This is a genomic window from Palaeococcus sp. (in: euryarchaeotes) (genome assembly GCF_053987695.1).
In genome coordinates, this window is sequence record NZ_JBMXHE010000050.1 from 1 (window position 1) to 17,414 (window position 17,414).

A 17,414-nucleotide genomic window follows, 5' to 3' on the forward strand; every position below is an offset into this window, starting at 1 on the left:
CGTCATCAACAACTGTCCATGCATCCACAAACACCCTGGGTGGGAATTCCAGTACAAAAAGAACACTACCCAGCAGAACACCCAATAGGAACCATACTATTCTATGTCGCACTTAACCTCCCTCAGAATTATTCCCCTCATTGTCATATTTAAAATTTCTCCTCAAAATAATCATCACACTAAAGAATATACGTAAATTAAAATTACGATAAATAAAAGGAAAGAATCACTTCCTTTTGGCTCTCTGGAGCCTTGCTTCTTCGAATGCCTTTGTCCACTTGAGCTTTCTCGGATTCTTCTTCATGAGGAAGTACTTTTCACATCTCCCCGAGCAGAAGAAGAAAACTCTTCCGTCATTCCTTACAAACATCTTGCCCGTCCCTGGCTCGAATTCCTTCCCGCAGTATGAGCAAACGTTCCATCTTGCCATGTTCATCTCCTCCTGATTTCCCTTGCTTCCCTCTCGGTTTCTCTTAGTATTACTATGTCTCCAACCCTCACTGGACCTTTAATGTTTCTTCTGATGACCCTTCCCTTGTCTCTTCCTTCCAAAACGCGAACCTTGACCTGAGTAACGCCACCTGTAACTCCTGCCCTTCCAATGATCTCAATAACCTCAGATGGGTATCCTTCATCTGCCATCTCTCACACCTCTATTCTTTAAATTAAAATCTCGCCTGTGAAAGGATAAGAAGGAGCTCACTTTGCGAGCTCCTTGACCTTAGCGGCAATATCTTCGACCAATTCCCTGCCCTTACCGGGCTCTGTGATAGCAACACTCGCTGATGGGACCTCAATACCAGCAGCAGCACCCAATTCCTTCTTGTTTGGGACATATATGTAGGGGATCTCCTTCTCCTCACACAGTGGTGGAAGGTGGGCAACTATCTCCTCGGGATCAACATCTTCGGCTATTACCACGAGCTTGGCTTGACCCCTTTCAACAGCCTTTGTGGTCTCGTTTGTGCCCTTCCTAATCCTTCCGGTGTCCCTGGCAAGTTCAACTGCTTCTAAAGCCTTTTCAACCAGCTCCGCTGGCACCTCAAACTTTACGTAACTTGGCTTTGCCATCTCACATCCCTCCAAATTTTTCATCGTTCATCTAAGCTTTCGAATAGGCAAATGCGCGATGGCTATTTAAATCTTTTCCTTTTTAAAGGTTGCGAAATACTTAAAATGCATCCCTTTTAACTTGAATCAGGTGGGTTGGATGATCATTCTGGCTTCAAAAAGCCCCAGAAGGAGAGAAATACTGGAGATGTTTTTCAAAGATTTCAGGATAGTCTCAAGCGGAGCTGAAGAAAGGAGCGACTTCAAGGATCCCGTGAAATATGCCGTGGATGTTGCGAAGAGAAAGGCATGGGAAGTTTATGAGAGGGAAGAGGGAACGATAATAGGGGCTGATACAATAGTTGTCCTTAATGGGAAGATATTAGGGAAGCCCAGAGATGAGGAAGAAGCGATTTTAATGCTCAAAGCGTTGAGTGGAAAAGTGCACGATGTGATAACAGGATACTGCATAATCCACGAGGGCAGGGAAATCTCAAATGCCGTTACCACCAAGGTAAAATTCAGGGATTTAAATGAGGAGGAAATTAAAGCCTATGTAAAAACGGGAGAGCCTCTGGACAAAGCAGGTGCCTATGGGATTCAGGGAAAAGGCGCGCTTTTGGTGGAAGGGATAGAGGGGGACTACTACAACGTCATGGGATTCCCAATAAGGATAATCGTAGAGCTTGGAAAGCTTGGCTTCAGTCCATGGTAAAAATGATGGATCAAAGATTTCCTATCCTCTGAAGAACCATCCCCTCGATCTTTATTGGATCGCTTCTTCTAGCGGTGACTATAGCCTGCTCCAATCTGGCTTCGCTCTCGGCGTGAATTGTAAATAATGGATTTCCTTCCTTTATCTTCTCTCCCACTTTTACATAAAGCTTGATGCCCGCCCCTTTATCTTCGGGAGCTCCCGCTTGTCTTGCTATCTCCGTTATTGCTTTATTGTGAATTCCTGTAATGTATCCGCTTGTCGCGGCGGTGAATGTGTACGTTTTATCTCCAATTGGAATATCCTCAGGTTTTATATTTGGATCTCCTCCCTGAGCCTCTATTATCTCCCTCATTTTTTCATAAGCCTTGCCGCTCTCTAAAATTTCCTTAGCCATCCTCTTACCCATTCCCGCTGGTGCAATTCCTCCCATCTCCAATATGATACCTGCTAATCCTGTGGCTTTCTCCACAAGGCTCCCCGGTCCTTTTCCATGTATCAGTGTTTCCATAAGTTCCCTCGCCTCTAAAGCAGGTCCCACGCTATGACCAACAGGCTGTCCTCCATAGGTAATTGCAACTTCAACGTACTGTCCGAGTCTTTTTCCAAGCTCTATGAAATCTTTAGCTAGAGAGCGAGCTTGCTCCATGCCCTCAACTTTAACACCCTTTCCAGTGGGTATATCTATGGTCACATACTGCGCTCCCATGGCATACTTCTTTGACATTATACTTGCAAGCATCAATCCCTTTGGATCAACACTCAATGCCCTCTCTACATGAATTGTCAAATCATCGGCAGGTGCAAGGTTCAGGGCACCACCCCAAACGAGACATCCTCCAACCTTCTCTACAATCCGCTTTATCTCATCCAAACTGAAGCTGACACCTGCTAGAACTTCCATAACATCAGCGGTTCCAGCTGCACTTGTAATTGCTCTAGAGGATGTTTTTGGAATTGTCAAGCCTGCCGCAGCAACTATGGGAACAACTATCATGTTCGTTTTGTTACCTGGAACCCCTCCAATGCTGTGGACATCCATGATTGGCTTTCTATCTATATCCAGCATATCTCCCGTTTCGGCCATTGCAACTGTTAGTGAAGCCACTTCATCCATATCCAGATCATGTACCTCCAAAGCGGTCACAAATGCGCTTATTTCAACTTCTCTGAGCTTCCTATCGACTATGTCCTTTACGATGGCTTCAATTTCAACCTTCTTCAGTTTCTCCCCTCTCATCTTCTTCTTGATATAACGGACGCTTTCAGGGGTTCCAGCCGGAAGAACGTTTACAGGCTCCCCTTGGGAGATGTTAGCCCTTAAAAACTCGCCGGTAAGCCCGATTTCACCGGGTTTTATATTTATGTTATCAATAGCCACCTCACCATAAACGGTTTTAGTGCCCACTTCAAGTTTGATCAGGTCCGTTGGGCGGCATTTAATCCGCTTTGCATCCTCCTCATTTATAAAAACAATAGGTCTTCCGGGATCAATCTCCAAGAACCTGCTCCTGAACTTCATCCATACCACCTCTCACATTCTCGGGTAATATCATAATTAGAAGTTTGGGATACTTAAATGTTTCCCAGAGGGCACCAGTACCAAAAGAATTAAAATCAGGCAACGCCAGAAAAGCTCGTAAGCCGTTTATAATGCTTCTTGGCGTTGAGGAGGTTTAATGCCAATGCTATGTCAAAGGATACTTCTTTGAGTTCTCTTGGCAAAACGGCGTCCTTTCCTGCTGCGTAATTTAAGACTTCACTCAAAGAAGCCCTCAGGAGCTTCCTCCTAAAGAACAATACTTCATCCCTGGCCACCTCTACCAAGGCGTCGGGATAGGCTAGTCTCAACCTCATCTCCCTCCACCTCCAAAGAAAATAATAGAAGAGATATTTTTAAATTTAACTGTACAAAAATGTTTATTCACCTAAAGGATGAAAAAAGAGAAATCAGAGTTCCCTTATCTCTTCCTCGATTGATTCTTCCAAGCTCTTCTCCCATTCAGCAACATCAAATTCCTCTAACTCAGCTTCCAAATCTTCTTTCAGATTTAAAACCCTGCTCTTAAGGGCATTTTTGGTTTCCTCATCATAAACTACATAGTAAGGTGTTCTCCTTGCGGAGATATAGAGCAGTAACAGTACTATGTTGAGAACTATAAGTATTAAAAAGAGGATTGCAATTATAGCGCTCATCAGCGCCTCCCTCCAAAGAGTGCTCTAAATACCCTCTTAATCGGACTTTCAGGTTCGGGAGGAGTGTACTTGATTCCCGCAAGCTTTGCAGCCAGTTGTTTAATTGAGATTGCCGCGGGCGAGGTGGGGTTCTTTATAACCAGAGGGACACCATAAGCACTCGCCCTCTTAACCTCAGGGTCTTCGGGCACAGTACTTAAAACAGGAACCTCCAGGATGGCTTCAATCTCCTCCTTGGTGAGCTCGGTCTTTTCACTAGTTACCCTGTTGAGAACGGCACCCAGCGGGAGAGTACCAAGTTTCTCAGCCACAAGTTTTGTCTTCAGAGAGTCCGTAATCGCAGATATTTCTGGATTTGTTACCACGATAAGTTCTTTCCCGATTAGCAATGCCGTAACAGAGGTTATTTCAAGACCTGCAGGGGCGTCGATTAATATAAAGTCCCCCATTTGGGAAATCTCCCTTATGAGCTCTCTAAGCCTCTCAGGTTTTGCTTTCTTGATTTTTTCCAGACTGAGACCTCCGGGAATTACCTTCACTCCCGCAGGACCTTCATATATTGCGTCCTTGATATCCGCTTCTCCTGCTAGAACATCGTGGAGCGTTATTGGTATATCCTCCATCCCCAAAATCAAGCTCAGGTTGGCCATTGTAATATCCGCATCGATGAGAATAACCTCCTTCCCAAATTGAGCTAAAGCAACGCCCAAATTTGCAACGATTGTGGTTTTACCCGTTCCGCCCTTACCCGATGCAAAGACTATTGATCTTCCTTCCAAAAAGAACACCCCCTTTATTCGACCCTAAACTTAATTTCATATTTCGAATATTATGTAATTAAATCTTTTGGTTGCTGATAGTTGTGCATTATGGAACTTCGAGCAGCACTGGACAACATTAAATATGGGCTGTTTAAACTTATTAATTTAACGGCAGATAAAAAATGCGGTTAGGATAAGGGTTTGGTTTGTGAGAGCTGGCAAATTTAAGGACAATTAAACTGTTTTTGATTCCTCAATCGGAGTAGGAGCCAGTAGTGGGCTACTTCTGTTATTCTGACGGTATAAAAAGAGAAAAGACATTACTCGCCTTCCTCTTTTTTCAGCTTTTCTTTTGCGACTTCTGCTGTTTCAGCCAGACTCCTAAAGAGTTTTAGCATCTCCATGGGGAGTGTTAACACTATCACATTACTCTTGTCCCCTGCAACATCGCCAATTGTCTGGAGAGTTCTGAGCTGCAGTGCCATTGGATGTGAGGATATAATCTCAGCGGCATCTCTAAGCTTTTCTGCAGCCTGTCTTTCAGCTTCAGCGAGTGTGATTCTGGCTCTTCTTTCTCTCTCTGCCTCGGCCTGCCTTGCCATCGCCTTCTGCATCCCCGCCGGAAGCTCAACATCCTTAATTTCAACGGTAGAGACTTTAATTCCCCAAGGATCCGTTGCCTCGTCAATTATCTTCTGAAGCTCCATGTTAAGCTTCTCTCTTGCACTAAGGAGCTCATCCAGATGAGCCTGACCTATAACACTTCTCAGGGTTGTCTGGGATATCTGAGATGTTGCCATTATGAAGTTCTTGACTTTGATCACCGCTTTGGTTGGGTCAATTACTCTAAAGTAAACAACGGCATTCACTCTCACTGGAACGTTATCTCTCGTTATGGTCTCCTGAACTGGAACGTCCAAGACCTGAGTCCTCAAATCCACGATAATGGCTTTTTCAAATATTGGTATTATGAAGAACAGACCTGGACCTCTTGCACCGACGACCCTACCCAGCCGGAATATCACTGCTCTTTCGTATTCCTTAACTATCTTTATTGCAGATGCTAAAAACACCAGAACAAACAACAAAACTATTGCTAAAACTAAATTGCCTGCACTAAACAGTGCCATTATCCACCACCTTCCTCTTTTTTCAAACCAACAACAATAAGCTTTAAACCTTCCATCTTAACCACCCTAACCTTCTCCCCCATAGGGATCTCATCTTTGTCCTTGCTCTCAGCCTTCCAGAGCTCCCCTCTAATTCGTATAACTCCCTGGGGTGCCAGAGGCTCCACAACCTCTCCTACCATCCCCACCAATTCCTCTTTTCCTGTCTGGGCTTTTCTTCTACGGGCCCTTATAACCGCAGCCATTCCAAAGGCGAAGAACAGCGCCAGCAACACTCCAACTGTTATTATGATTATCCTCAGATTTTTATACACATCGCTACTGACGAGATAATCCACATTTCCACCTCCGCTGAACATCAATATACTTCCCAAGATGAAGGTTACTAATCCAGCAACCGTGAACAAGCCGAAAGTTGGGGTTAATGCCTCTGCTATGAAGAAAACCATTGCAAGGAGAATTAAAAGCAACCCTGCACTTCTGTATCCAAAATATCCAAGTCCGATTATTGCAAGGGCTATCATGACGGCACCAGCAGTCTCAGGCACATGCCATCCGGGGCTCAGAAAGCCCAATATGAGGGCCCAAATCCCAAGGGTTAACAGAATGTAGCTAACGCTTGGATCCGTGATATAGCTTATAAGCTGATCCTTTAACGTTGGATGGAGGTATACAATCTCCGCTCCCTTCAAATCGAGTTTAACGTACTTCCCCTGCACTGGAAGCTTTGTCTTCATCCCATCTGCCTTTTTGATGAGGTCGTTTATATCATATGCCTCAACCTCAATCACGTTGTATTTAAGTGCTTCCTTGGGCGTTAAGCTCAAATCTTCGGTTATAAACCGCTCTGCAACACTTTCATTCCTGTTGCTGGCCTGTGCTAAACTCCGTATATATGCAATGTAAAAGTTTTTGGTTTTCTCGGGGGCTTTTATTATGCTCCCATTCTGTGAATATCCCAAAATGGGTTCACATGCGCCTATGCTGGTGCCGGGAGCCATTGCGATTAAATGAGAACCGAGGGCTATATAAGTCCCTGCGGAAGCTGCTATGGCTCCCTGGGGGTAAACGTATATTATAACTGGCACCTTCGAAGTCTGTATCCTCTGGATTATGTTCTGCATTGCATCGCCCCTTCCTCCGGGGGTGTCTATTGTGATTATGAGAGCGTTTGCATGGGCCTCCTCAGCTGCACTTATATAGCTATCAAACTGATCATAGGTATAAGAGGTTATAGAACCTTCAATTTGAGCCACATAAACGGTTTTGGCTTGTGCAAAAGCAGGAGTAAGCATGAAGACGAGAGCGATAAAGAGCAATATTTTCTTCATTTACACCACCTTGTATAAAAGTTGTTTCTTGGGTTAATTAAATTTTTCCCTTGCATATATAAATGCCCACCAAAAGCCTAAATAGGAAAAGAGGGAAGTTATAATGTATGAGGAGCGAGATAATAAAGTTTCGCCTGGCTAAAGGGAGTGAGAAGATTAAAATCGCATGGGTAATTGTGAAAAGAGCTTCGAGATATTCATACGAAGAGCCTTTCTGGCAGTTTCTCAAAAGAAAGTTTAACGTCAGGGACATGGAAATTAAAGAGATAATGCGCTTCCTGGAAGAGAAGGGAGAGCTTGAGATACTCCGCTCCAGAGATGGGAAGCATTTATATGTATCGACATTGAAGAAAATAAGCAGAAACCCGGTGACGCTTGACAAGTGGCTCAACAGGTGATAAAATGATAGACCTCCAGAAAACGGCACATGAAATGATAAAAAACAACACTTGGAAAATGGAGGGCGGGGTCTTTTGGCAGGCCTTTGAATTTGGAATTGCCGGGTTTGATGGAAAGGATTTTTATCTGGAGCATCTATCGTCAAGGAGACATCAAAAGGAAGCACGGGATAAGATTAAATTTATTCTGGGACTTGATATCCCACTGGAGGAATTCTACTCCCAGCTCGAAGATTCAAAGTTCTCCTTTTTGATAGATGTGTTTTATGGATTGAGCCTTCCAGCGGCGCCTTCGAAGTATCAGGCTCTTATTGAAGTCATAGCCCAGCAGCAGGTGAATTTTGAATTTGCCATGAAAACCATAGGAAATCTTGTGATACGCTTTGGAGATCCAAAAGGAGATCTCTATGTTTTCCCAAATGCTGAGAGGATAAATTCCCTCTCTCTGGAAGAAATAAAAAGCGTAAAGTTTGGCTATCGCACTTCTTACATAAAGGACCTGACATCAAAATACGTTTCAGGAGAGCTTAGATTAGATCTCGAAGGGCTTGATGAAAGGGATGCTATAAAATATTTAACAAAATTTAGGGGAATTGGAAAATGGAGTGCCGAACTTTTTCTGGCATATGGATTGAGGAAGAACGTTTATCCAGCAGGAGATCTGGGGCTCAGGAGAGGAATAGCGAAGATTTTCAAGAAGAGGATAAAAGAAGTGAAGGAGAAGGATGTCAGGGAAATCATAGAGCCCTATGGAAAATGGAAATCTCTTCTGGCTTTTTATATAACCTGCTACGATAGGCTCATGAAGAAGGGGTGAGTCATGGAAATAAGGGTTCCGAAGAAAAAGTTCAAAGAGCTTCAGAAACTCGGGAAAGAGAGGATAGTTGAGCTGATAAGAGAAAATCTGCCCAGAGTCGAGCTAACATTGAAAGCCGAGAAGGAGGAATTTTTGATAGAGCAGAGAAAAAAGCTCAAGGAGAAAATAAGGGAGATGGAAGAGGAGTTAAAAGAGCTCGAGAGATTCTATGAGATGGCTGTTGAGGATAGGGAAACCATGATGAAGCTTAAGGAGCAGCTCGAAATGGAGAATGCCCAATTGAGAAGGGAGCTGGAGGAGAAAAGGGATGCTCTTAAGGATAAAGCCTGAAAAGGGGCTCGGGAAGATAGAAGTTAAGATCCCGGAGGACATTGAAGAAGAGATGAGAAAAATTGGCGAGAGATATGGAGTCAGTATGGAGAGAATCATTGAAATGATGATCTCAGGTGAGTTTAAGGAACCTGAAAGCTTTGAAGATGTCGAGGAGGAGATAAAAGATTTGAAGTCAAAGGCAGCAGAGCTCGAGAGGAGATGGGCTCCCCTGAGGTACAGGGCGTATGGCTTGAGCGAGGACAATAAAATTCTCGCCATAAAGCTGAGCGGAATGCTCGCCGAAAATATCCAACTTAAAAGGTTTTTAAGGAAAAAAATCAAGCAAGATTGGGAACTCAGGAAAAAGATTGAATATTATTTGAGATAATACAAGCGGATGATGAGAAAACTCGAGCGGATTCATGAAGAACCCTATGAGCTCTGACGCTTTCTTCTCCTTTTTGGAATGAGCTTAACTTTGCTCCCGCAGTCAGGGCAGATCCCTTCATGGGGATAACGTTCGAACTTTTTACCACAGCCTATACACACATAGCGCCATTTTATAGCCTTTTTGATTCCTCTCTTCAGGGTTTTAAACTCTAGTCCCAGAAACCTTGCAATGTTCTGAAGATTGTAGTCATCCGTGAAAAGCGTGGCTTTGAGCTCGTATGCGAGTGCCAAAACCTCAATATCAGCATCGCTGAGTTCTTCAAGCTCCCCCGTTTCAATGGCTTTGGATTTCACGAATTCCACGCTCTCTCCAGCCGGCATCATAATCCTAACTTTCCCCGAACTTACCAGACTCTCAAGAAAGATCTTGGATTCTCTATCCCTGACTTCCTCCACAACCTTCGGCGTTGTAACTCCTTCCACATCAATTCCCTGAATGAAGATTGCGGCATCTATCACTAGCATAAGAGAGAGTTCGAAATGGTGAATTTAAACTTTGTCTTTGAATCTTTCATAGCTTATTTTAAATGCCTCCAAAACAGGAAGCCTCTTGCCTCCAAAGAAGCTCAGCATTGCCCCTCCTCCCGTGCTTATGTGGGATATCCCCTCTATATTGTACTTGTATATACTGGCTATACTGTGTCCTCCTCCCACTATGGAAAAGGCGTCGCTCTCCCCAATAGCTCTAAATACTCCTACAGTTCCATGAGCAAATTCTTCACGCTCAAAAACCCCCATAGGACCGTTTGCAACGATAATCTTGGCTTTCTTTAAAAGCTGTGAATACTTCTCCACAGTTCTACTACCAATATCCAAAATTGAATGCTTATCAAAAAGAGCCTTCTCATCACTGAGCAGGTCAATTTCAAGCCTCTCACCCTCATAATCAATTGCAAAGTCTACAGGTGTTCTTATGTAGGGATAGAACTCATTCAAAATCTTTTCCGCCCAGTCAATGAAATCAAGGAGCCCCTTGCTGTGGAGGAAGTCTACGTTGGCATCTCCGAGATCATAACCCTTGGCAAAGGTGAAGATGTGCCCGACAAGTCCCCCCGTGAGTATTAAATGGGCTTTTCCACTCTTCAGAACATTCTCAGCAACCCTGAGGGAATCATCAATCTTTGCCCCTCCCAGGATGTAAACTTTTGGAGAATCATCGCTCTCATACGCCCTTTTAAGCGCCTTAATCTCCTTTTCCATGAGGAAGCCAGGAATCATGGGCTTGATCCTCGCAAACCCCACCAGAGAGGGAGATGAACGGTGAGATGTGGCAAATGCATCATTAACAAAGAAGTCTATGAGAGGAGCCAGTTTTCTGACAAAAAACGTTCTCTCACAGGCATTGAGGGGGGCAGTTCTCGCTTCCTCCGATGCAAAGCGAAGGTTTTCGAGAATTATTGCCTCGCCTGCTTTGAGGGAGTTTATTCTCTCCCTAGCATATTTTCCAAAGATATCCTCAACATATTCCACATCAATATTCAAAAGTTCGCTTAAAATTTTCGCGTGCTCCTCCGTCGTCTCAAATTCGTCATCATAGGGCCTGCCCTGATGTGTCCCTATCACGAGCTTTGCTCCGTGCTCGAGCAGATATATCAAAGAGGGGAGGACAGCCTTAAAGCGTGCATCGCTTATTATCCTACCCTTGCTCATCGGAGAATTCAGATCTGCTCTGAAGAAGACGGTTTTGTTGTGATAATTGAAATCAGTGAGCTTGAACATTTCACCACCATATTGAACTAAAATAAAGGAGTTAAAAGTTTATCCTACACACCCCTGGTGATAATCCAACTCTGCAAAAGGAATTTATAATAGAAACTCCATAAAAATATTAGCGAGTTAAAATATGGTGGTTATGATGCCTTGGACTTTGGAGATGCTCAGAGAGATTGATAGGGAGTACTTTGCAGAGCTCATCATGGATCTTCTGAGGAACTTAGAATTCAGGGACTCCGAGAGGATAAAAACCCCTGCCGAAACAGGAGCGGACATAATAGCACTTAGAGAGGATCCACTTAGTGGGTTGGAAAAGTACATGTTTAAAATAAAGGCTGGAGGACTGGTATCTTCCAATGAAATAACCGCATTTATCCAAACTCTGGACAGGTATAAGAGTGACAGAGGAATTTTTATAACAAGCGGAGATTTTACAAAAGATGCCAAACTCTTAGCTCAAAGGGAGCACAGGGGAAGGATAATCCTGTGGAATGGAAAAAAGGTCGTGGATCTGCTTAATGAGTATCAAATAGAACCCAAGAAAGAACTCATAGAGATGATTGAATCAAGAAGAGAAGCAGAGAAAAAGAAAAAAGAAGTTTTAAATGTTGTTAGACTCGAATCTCCCCTCCTGTTTGACTTCAATCATGAAAAGGTAATCGAAAGTGTTGTGAGCAAGCTTTCACAGGAATATAAAATCAAGAGGATATTTGTATCCCCTGAATACCTGGAAGTCTTTCTAAGTCCCGCCTACATTATCTCCTGGTCATCAAAGGTGCAGAGGGAGAATGAAGCTGGTGAAGTCGAAACGTTGGAGCTAAGGGATAAGGCGGTGATATTCAGTGAGGAGAAGATAATAACAAAAGCCAGTGAAGATGAAAAACTCAAGCTTGCAGTTTCCAAAGCACTTCTAAATGACTCGTCCCTTATAAAATGCACGGAGAAAACGCTGGAAGTTGGTATAAGCCCCAGCAAGGCGACACTCCTTGCAAAGTCAAAGCTTTCAAAGGAACTTGGTGTCTCACAGTCCCACATAGAGATTTCTGACAAGAAAAAGGTTTACGTACCTACAAAGGCCATAATAAAATTGAAGATCTACAGAAATAGGGGTGAGGCTGAAGTTAATCTGGAAACTTCAGAGATTAAAATAAACATAAAACCCCTATCAGAGGAGAAACTCATTGAATATCTGAAGGATGAATGCCGTAATAGCACAAAGGAAGAACTCAGAGAATACAAAACAAAAGCCAATGAGAACAGATTTATATTACGTGGGGAGACGGATAGATTTGAGTTTGGAGCTGCCATAGATATGTACACAGGGGCGATACTTGCAAAGGATGTGAGGATGAAAAGAGATGCCCTCCTAAATCTCATAAAGAGCGTCTATCCTAGGGGAAAGATAATAAATGTGGAGGAAGGAAAGAGGGAGGCAGTAGCAGATATCCTTGTGGAGGGAAAGATAGCCGTCCTCAAGGTCAATCTGGAAAACGGTGAGCATTCACTTCTGAGGGAGCTCCATTCGCCAGATGAGGCTTTTAAAATAGCAAAAAGCATCATAGAAGAAAACTTCCCAATTAAGGGCATGGAGTTCGAGAGCTTCAGCATAACGGAACACAGGATAATCGAGATCCTCATGAGCGGAGTGGAAGGAAAAGCAAGGGTTAAAGTAGATGGGACAAATCTGGATGTTATAGATTATTTCGTCGAGATAAGCCCCAAGAAAGCTGAGGAAATTATTTCAAGTAAATACAAGGAATGGAGCATAAAGGAGAGAACGGAAGATGCTGATTCATATACATTCTCCATAGAGAGCGAGAGTCAGAGCGCAAAGGTCAAGCTGAGTAAAGACGGGAAGTTCCTAGAGGAGCTTGACGTGGTGTTGAAAGGGGACGTTGCAAGGCAGAAGGCTATCGAACATCTGGAGAAAATGGGAGTGGAGGCAAAGATTGAGGAAGCCGCATTAAAAGAGAACTGGGAGATAGTGTTCATAGGGGATGAGAGGTTCGGAAAGATCACGCTTGATAGAAAAGATGGCTCTTTGATCGAGGAAGAAATAAACTACACTGAGAGGGCCCTCGAGAAACTGTACTATGAGCATCTGAAGCTTAAATATGGAGAAGAGAACCCGATAACGGAGAGGATGACCCACTACCGCGATAAGGGATACCTAACGATAAAGGTATCTTCGGGAAATACCCTCTACTACGCAAAGATCGACGTTAAAACGGGCAGGGTGATAGAGGAAGACAAGCTTATAGACAGGGGACTGATGGCGAGGATAAAAAAGATGCAGCTGGAGAGCAAATACAAGTGATCATGCCATCAGGAGGTTTTCAATTATTTTTATTGCCTCAACTATCTTTTTTTCAGGTTTTTCATCGTCCTTTGGAATTTCAATGTTTATTACGAGCCTCTCTTCCCGTTTCTCCTCTTCAAAGTCGTACATCTCCAGCTCCTCTATGTCCACGTCCTCAAACAGAGCCTCAACCTCAGGGGTGATAATCTTTCTATCGTTGCCGTATATTTCAAGCCTTACATTTTCGTTCCTGGTGGATGTTAGAACGACGAGTTCGTAGTCTCCAAGCTTTTTCCTAAACCTTATGTAGTTACCGTAATCCATGACCTCTTCCCTGAACCCGAGTTTCTTGAGTGTAGCCCTCAAGCTCTCAATCCTGCTCTTCATTTTTCTTATTATTCTATCCCTCAGATTGTAAGCTTCCTCAACAGCCTTTCTCATGCCCTCTCCAACCTGCTCAATCTCGCCTTCCCATATACCTATGACCTTCAATCCCGATGATGTTGAGCGGAGTTCCAGATTGATACTTTCAACATCAAAATCCCTCAGATCATCTATTTTGAGCTCTCCAAGGGTTAAAATTTCAAACTCAATTCTCACATTATTTCCAAAAGTCTTCCCCTTAAATTTCAAGGGCATCACCTAATCATGAGAGTGTTGAGGGGTTTAAAAACTCTTCCATTCCTGGAGCTGTTTGAGTATATACCCAAAAGCATACCTGGGATACTCTAACCTTCTCCCCACGCCAAATCGAGTTGAAACATTAAAAACGACCTAACCTCCCCGAAAACCAACCGTTATCCTAACAGTTGGAGCAGAAAGTTTTTATCCCAAGAGCACGAACAATCCTTAGATCGTTGAAAATATACAGAGAGGATGGCAATGATTTCAAAGATTGATTTGGAGGACAGATTAAGGGAGATTGATAAACCTCCTGTGGGCCGGATCAATGTGTACAAAGGGAGTATAATTATTCAATTAAAGGATCATCCGGACATAATCCTTCACGAGGGGGAAATTGCAGTGGTCCCTAGAGGAATGGAACATTGCCCTAAAGCCCTCGAACCTTCCCATGTTCTCATGTTTGAGCCTTATGCGCTAAAAAGCAGAGGGGATTAGGGTGGAATCCAGAATCCAGATGCAGAGAATGATCCTTGTCCCCATTATGGTTTTAATAGTGGCATCCGCAATGTGTATAAACAGCCATACATACACATATACATATTCAACTTCTTCAGGTCTCAATGAGCTCACAGAAGAGCAAGAAAAAGAGATAAGAGAGATGATTTTCGAAAGAATAAATGAGATAAGGAGACAGAATGGTATACCTCCCTTTAAATACAATTTAACCCTTGAAAAAGCTGCTCAGATGCATGCCGATGATATGGCTAGGAGAAACTACTTCTCCCACGAAAGTCCTGAAGGGGAAAATTTCATGGACAGGCTTGCAAAGGCAGGCTACAGACCAAGGAGCTTCAGCGATGGAAAGAGTGAGACCATAGTCTACGGCGGTGAAAACCTCTTTTTTTATGGAGGTAAAGGAAACGTGGAAAGCATAGTAACTGAAGCAATTAAAGGGTGGATGAACTCAAAGGGGCATAGGGAGAACATATTACGGAAGGAATTTGCCCTTACAGGTATAGGAGTCGCCTTCTCAAATAACTGCACGTATGAGGATAAGAGCTTCACATTTTGTGTTTATATTGTGGAAATGTTTGGATAAAAGAAAATCAGAGTTCCTCCACGATCCTAAGGATCTCCCTCAAGTCGCTTATTATGAACTCGCATTCTCCCCAGAGTTCTCTTTTTTCACCTTTTTTGTCCAGAAGAATGCTGGTCATATCAACTTGCCTTGCTCCCACACAATCCTTCTCAGGGTTATCCCCAACGTATATTGCCTCATCTCCTTTGATCCCCGCCTTCTTCAAAGCAAGCTCAAAGATTCTCGGATGTGGCTTAAAGAAGCCCGCTTCCTCACTCGTGGTTATGCTATCGAAGGAATTCAAAAGTCCTAGAGCTTCCAGATGAGCCCTTAAATAATCGTTGTCTGAATCTGTTATCATCCCAATGTGGTATCCCTTCTCCCTCAAGCCCTTTAAAGCCTCAAGTGCTTCGGGGAAGAGCTCACCGTATTTTTGATGCATTTCTAAATGTATGCTCCAGAAGTCTGGGGTAACTTTAAAGCCATATTTCCTGGCAACTTCTTCTATAGCTTCCGTATCTATTATCCTCACAGGTTTGTAGGGCTTTCCAGCCAGTTCTTTGAACATACGGCTTGAAATGGCTTCATATTCCCTCCATATTTTCATGTAGTCAAGATCACTCTTAGCTTTCCTCAAAACTTCCTTTACAATATTCTGATGGGTTGTGTTTTCTCCCTCCTTTGTAATCAGGGTCCCAACGAAGTCAAAGAATACTGCCTTAATCATGAGCACCACCATTTGATATTGCCCATTCAGCGTTAAAACGTTTATTATGTGCCCGTTAAATATTTCGAATTTAAAAACTATCTGTTGTATAAATGACAAATTAAAAAGGGAAAAATTCTGGAATCTTGACAAAAAAACCGAAGAAATTGCAAAAATAATAAATAGGGAAAAATTAACGTGAGGTTGGAGGTGAACGAACTCGAAGCTATACTCCTCATATGGGGCGTTAGAGATGAAGTACTTGAGAAGCTCCCTGTGGAGGGATACTGGCTCTATGGAGAATACGACTTCATAGCAAAGGTGGATTTTAAAGATGAAACGAGACTTGAGGAGTTTAAGATAGAACTCCACAGGCTCGTGGGCAATAACTTTACAATATATCCTGTTAAGTTCTCCTTCTCAAAGGAGTCCCCTAAGGAGTGAACTTGGGCTCCATTATTCCCTTTGATTTAAGCTCTTCATATGCCCTTCTCAGTGCTTTTCGTATTTTATGCCGTTCGTGTAGTCCGCCAAGTTTATATGCAGCTTTTCTCAAACTCCCCTCCCTCAAAAACAGCCTGATCAGTCTTTCATCCTCCTCCTGGAGATCCAGATATTTTAAAGCCTTTTCGGCGATTTCAAGAGGTAAATTCCCTTCATAGGGGAAATCGGCAGAGAGCACAGGTTTTTGAAACTTTTCTACAAGTTCAAACTCGATGAGTGTGATATCCATCTCAGAACTGAGATTTCTATAGTGTTTCCCGAGGGCCCTTATGAGCTCCTCCCTGTTTCTGAACCCATCAAGCTTTGCGTCCTCATCCGTGAGCTCCCTAACTTTTTTTCGCTCCACCCTCCTAATTCTAGCAAGTCCCAAAACATAGCCTCCTGAATGTATTAAAACCTCATCACCGGGGTTTAAGCTAACCCTGTTTAACCTTATGGTGGCCCTTTTCCTCCCCGAGATGAGGGCATCCTTATATCTACCATCAAACTTCAGGTGCTCCATTTTCATCCCCGCCCGGCTTCAAGAGCCTGAAGCGGATCGCCAAAACACCATACCTGTTCTCCTTCCATTTTGGGTAAAGCCTGTGGAAGCGCTTAACAGCATCCTCAAAATCGGGCTCATCGGGAAATATCTTTTTTATGGGTTCTTCCCTCAAAGCCTGTCTGAAAGTTTCATACCTCTTAACCCATATGATTTCAGCGGGAATTAAATCGTTGAAAAGAAGCTTATCCTTTGGCTTCATCCCCCTATACTGGGGAAAGGCGAGCCTAACCTCAATAACCTTTTTGCCTCCCTTTATCATTTGAAAATACTCCTCTTTGACACGAAGCTTGTATACCTTCATAATGATCACCTATCCTGAAGGGCTTAAAAAACTTATTCATGCTGGCTGCATACTGTCAGGATAATTGTGGCATGCTTGAAAATGGTGTAGTTTTAGTCCCTTTTATAACATTATCAAAAGTACTTCTCTTATCCTAACAGCATGTCGTCAAGAGTACTGTCAGGATAACTGGGGCATCACCTTCTGAAGCCATTCAGTTGTGTCATCAGGCAGAGGACCAACCATATACCAGAAAGCAAATTCCCTTCAATATTTGCTCCTGAAATTATTCCAGAGCCCGCTCCTTCAAACTCCTGAACCACTATGCCCGAAACTCGCGTGAAGATAACTCAGTCTATTCCGATGAAGGCTGAAATCACCCAGTAGCCACCATTTTGGTTCCTCCTTCTTTTTCTGAAGTACTATTGGAAAGTTCTTTCAGTTATCCTGACAGTACTCTTGACGACATGCTGTTAGGATAAGAGAAGTACTTTTGATAATGTTAT

25 protein-coding genes and 1 pseudogene are annotated in these 17,414 nt (G+C 43.2%); 9 read left to right on the forward strand and 17 right to left on the reverse strand.

All coding sequences use genetic code 11. From position 1 onward, the window contains the following. Positions 1–226 precede the first annotated feature (226 nt). Genes ACXJGZ_RS03810 through rpl7ae form a run of 3 tightly spaced genes read right to left on the reverse strand, consistent with a single transcriptional unit; the run spans position 227 to position 1,071 of the window. The gene (locus ACXJGZ_RS03810; protein WP_293254734.1) at positions 227–430 is read right to left on the reverse strand and encodes a 50S ribosomal protein L24e; all 204 of its coding nucleotides are present in this window, start codon (positions 428–430) and stop codon (positions 227–229) included. A gap of 2 nt (positions 431–432) precedes the next feature. After that, a complete protein-coding gene (locus tag ACXJGZ_RS03815) occupies positions 433–642 on the reverse strand; it encodes a 30S ribosomal protein S28e (RefSeq protein WP_293254689.1) in 210 nt (69 codons plus the stop codon). Between the two features lie 57 nt (positions 643–699). Continuing rightward, positions 700–1,071, reverse strand: coding sequence for a 50S ribosomal protein L7Ae (rpl7ae, locus tag ACXJGZ_RS03820; protein ID WP_293254692.1), 372 nt, complete (start codon positions 1,069–1,071; stop codon positions 700–702). A gap of 139 nt (positions 1,072–1,210) precedes the next feature. On the opposite strand from rpl7ae, the gene ACXJGZ_RS03825 reads away from it, so the two are divergent. Continuing rightward, positions 1,211–1,765, forward strand: a complete 555-nt coding sequence (locus ACXJGZ_RS03825; protein ID WP_456326495.1) for a Maf family nucleotide pyrophosphatase — start codon at positions 1,211–1,213, stop codon at positions 1,763–1,765. Between the two features lie 10 nt (positions 1,766–1,775). Here ACXJGZ_RS03825 and ACXJGZ_RS03830 read toward each other — a convergent pair whose 3' ends face one another. From ACXJGZ_RS03830 to ACXJGZ_RS03860, 7 genes are all read right to left on the reverse strand, one after another. Next, positions 1,776–3,287, reverse strand: a complete 1,512-nt coding sequence (locus ACXJGZ_RS03830) for an AMP phosphorylase (protein WP_456398336.1) — start codon at positions 3,285–3,287, stop codon at positions 1,776–1,778. After that, entirely contained in the window at positions 3,256–3,390 is a 135-nt protein-coding gene (locus ACXJGZ_RS03835; RefSeq protein WP_293254697.1) for a hypothetical protein, read from the reverse strand. The genes ACXJGZ_RS03830 and ACXJGZ_RS03835 overlap by 32 nt, the downstream gene beginning before the upstream one ends. Further along, positions 3,383–3,622: a hypothetical protein gene (locus tag ACXJGZ_RS03840; RefSeq protein WP_456320905.1), complete on the reverse strand. Its 240-nt coding sequence runs from the start codon at positions 3,620–3,622 to the stop codon at positions 3,383–3,385. Before ACXJGZ_RS03840 ends, ACXJGZ_RS03835 begins: the two co-directional genes overlap by 8 nt. Positions 3,623–3,715: 93 nt before the next feature. Next, complete coding sequence (locus ACXJGZ_RS03845) at positions 3,716–3,961, reverse strand: hypothetical protein (RefSeq protein ID WP_293254704.1); 246 nt, start codon at positions 3,959–3,961, stop codon at positions 3,716–3,718. Further along, the gene (locus ACXJGZ_RS03850) at positions 3,961–4,740 is read right to left on the reverse strand and encodes a septum site-determining protein MinD (protein ID WP_456398337.1); all 780 of its coding nucleotides are present in this window, start codon (positions 4,738–4,740) and stop codon (positions 3,961–3,963) included. The genes ACXJGZ_RS03845 and ACXJGZ_RS03850 overlap by 1 nt, the downstream gene beginning before the upstream one ends. A 302-nt stretch (positions 4,741–5,042) precedes the next feature. Further along, entirely contained in the window at positions 5,043–5,852 is an 810-nt protein-coding gene (locus tag ACXJGZ_RS03855) for a slipin family protein (protein ID WP_293254710.1), read from the reverse strand. Continuing rightward, the gene (locus ACXJGZ_RS03860) at positions 5,852–7,183 is read right to left on the reverse strand and encodes an NfeD family protein (RefSeq protein ID WP_456320903.1); all 1,332 of its coding nucleotides are present in this window, start codon (positions 7,181–7,183) and stop codon (positions 5,852–5,854) included. The genes ACXJGZ_RS03855 and ACXJGZ_RS03860 overlap by 1 nt, the downstream gene beginning before the upstream one ends. Positions 7,184–7,290: 107 nt before the next feature. On the opposite strand from ACXJGZ_RS03860, the gene ACXJGZ_RS03865 reads away from it, so the two are divergent. From ACXJGZ_RS03865 to ACXJGZ_RS03880, 4 genes are read left to right on the forward strand one after another with little or no spacing between them, the layout of a single operon-like run. Next, positions 7,291–7,581 (forward strand): hypothetical protein, encoded by a 291-nt coding sequence (locus tag ACXJGZ_RS03865; RefSeq protein ID WP_456320902.1) that lies wholly within the window; start codon positions 7,291–7,293, stop codon positions 7,579–7,581. A 4-nt stretch (positions 7,582–7,585) separates the two neighbouring features. Next, on the forward strand, positions 7,586–8,398 hold the full coding sequence (locus tag ACXJGZ_RS03870) for a DNA-3-methyladenine glycosylase family protein (RefSeq protein ID WP_456320901.1): 813 nt from the start codon (positions 7,586–7,588) through the stop codon (positions 8,396–8,398). A gap of 3 nt (positions 8,399–8,401) precedes the next feature. Further along, positions 8,402–8,728: a hypothetical protein gene (locus ACXJGZ_RS03875; RefSeq protein ID WP_456320900.1), complete on the forward strand. Its 327-nt coding sequence runs from the start codon at positions 8,402–8,404 to the stop codon at positions 8,726–8,728. Further along, entirely contained in the window at positions 8,706–9,098 is a 393-nt protein-coding gene (locus tag ACXJGZ_RS03880) for a hypothetical protein (RefSeq protein WP_456320899.1), read from the forward strand. The genes ACXJGZ_RS03875 and ACXJGZ_RS03880 overlap by 23 nt, the downstream gene beginning before the upstream one ends. A 44-nt stretch (positions 9,099–9,142) precedes the next feature. Here the strand turns inward: ACXJGZ_RS03880 and ACXJGZ_RS03885 are convergent, their stop codons facing one another. Continuing rightward, complete coding sequence (locus tag ACXJGZ_RS03885) at positions 9,143–9,625, reverse strand: type II toxin-antitoxin system VapC family toxin (RefSeq protein WP_293254728.1); 483 nt, start codon at positions 9,623–9,625, stop codon at positions 9,143–9,145. A gap of 24 nt (positions 9,626–9,649) precedes the next feature. After that, the gene (locus ACXJGZ_RS03890) at positions 9,650–10,879 is read right to left on the reverse strand and encodes a phosphoglycerate kinase (RefSeq protein ID WP_456398338.1); all 1,230 of its coding nucleotides are present in this window, start codon (positions 10,877–10,879) and stop codon (positions 9,650–9,652) included. Between the two features lie 136 nt (positions 10,880–11,015). On the opposite strand from ACXJGZ_RS03890, the gene ACXJGZ_RS03895 reads away from it, so the two are divergent. Continuing rightward, on the forward strand, positions 11,016–13,190 hold the full coding sequence (locus ACXJGZ_RS03895) for a restriction endonuclease (RefSeq protein ID WP_456398339.1): 2,175 nt from the start codon (positions 11,016–11,018) through the stop codon (positions 13,188–13,190). Here the strand turns inward: ACXJGZ_RS03895 and ACXJGZ_RS03900 are convergent, their stop codons facing one another. Next, positions 13,191–13,805, reverse strand: coding sequence for a hypothetical protein (locus ACXJGZ_RS03900; protein WP_293257404.1), 615 nt, complete (start codon positions 13,803–13,805; stop codon positions 13,191–13,193). It lies immediately after the preceding gene. Positions 13,806–14,048: 243 nt separating this feature from the next. Between ACXJGZ_RS03900 and ACXJGZ_RS03905 the strand changes: the two genes are divergently transcribed. Further along, a complete protein-coding gene (locus tag ACXJGZ_RS03905) occupies positions 14,049–14,291 on the forward strand; it encodes a cupin domain-containing protein (RefSeq protein WP_456398340.1) in 243 nt (80 codons plus the stop codon). Between the two features lies 1 nt (position 14,292). Next, complete coding sequence (locus ACXJGZ_RS03910) at positions 14,293–14,895, forward strand: CAP domain-containing protein (RefSeq protein WP_456320894.1); 603 nt, start codon at positions 14,293–14,295, stop codon at positions 14,893–14,895. A gap of 7 nt (positions 14,896–14,902) precedes the next feature. On the opposite strand, the gene ACXJGZ_RS03915 is transcribed toward ACXJGZ_RS03910, so the two are convergent. Further along, positions 14,903–15,601: a TIGR02253 family HAD-type hydrolase gene (locus ACXJGZ_RS03915; protein ID WP_456398342.1), complete on the reverse strand. Its 699-nt coding sequence runs from the start codon at positions 15,599–15,601 to the stop codon at positions 14,903–14,905. A gap of 189 nt (positions 15,602–15,790) precedes the next feature. Here ACXJGZ_RS03915 and ACXJGZ_RS03920 point away from each other — a divergent pair, with 189 nt between their 5' ends. Then, a complete protein-coding gene (locus ACXJGZ_RS03920; protein WP_293257380.1) occupies positions 15,791–16,024 on the forward strand; it encodes a hypothetical protein in 234 nt (77 codons plus the stop codon). Here the strand turns inward: ACXJGZ_RS03920 and ACXJGZ_RS03925 are convergent. The 3 genes and pseudogenes from ACXJGZ_RS03925 to ACXJGZ_RS03935 form a co-directional block, all read right to left on the reverse strand. Beyond that, positions 16,014–16,586: an ASCH domain-containing protein gene (locus tag ACXJGZ_RS03925; protein ID WP_456326488.1), complete on the reverse strand. Its 573-nt coding sequence runs from the start codon at positions 16,584–16,586 to the stop codon at positions 16,014–16,016. The two genes, ACXJGZ_RS03920 and ACXJGZ_RS03925, sit on opposite strands and share 11 nt — an antisense overlap. Beyond that, entirely contained in the window at positions 16,567–16,929 is a 363-nt protein-coding gene (locus tag ACXJGZ_RS03930; RefSeq protein ID WP_456398341.1) for an ASCH domain-containing protein, read from the reverse strand. Before ACXJGZ_RS03930 ends, ACXJGZ_RS03925 begins: the two co-directional genes overlap by 20 nt. A 159-nt stretch (positions 16,930–17,088) precedes the next feature. Beyond that, positions 17,089–17,230 (reverse strand): annotated as a pseudogene (locus tag ACXJGZ_RS03935) (IS6 family transposase); the annotation flags it as partial. Positions 17,231–17,414 lie beyond the last annotated feature (184 nt).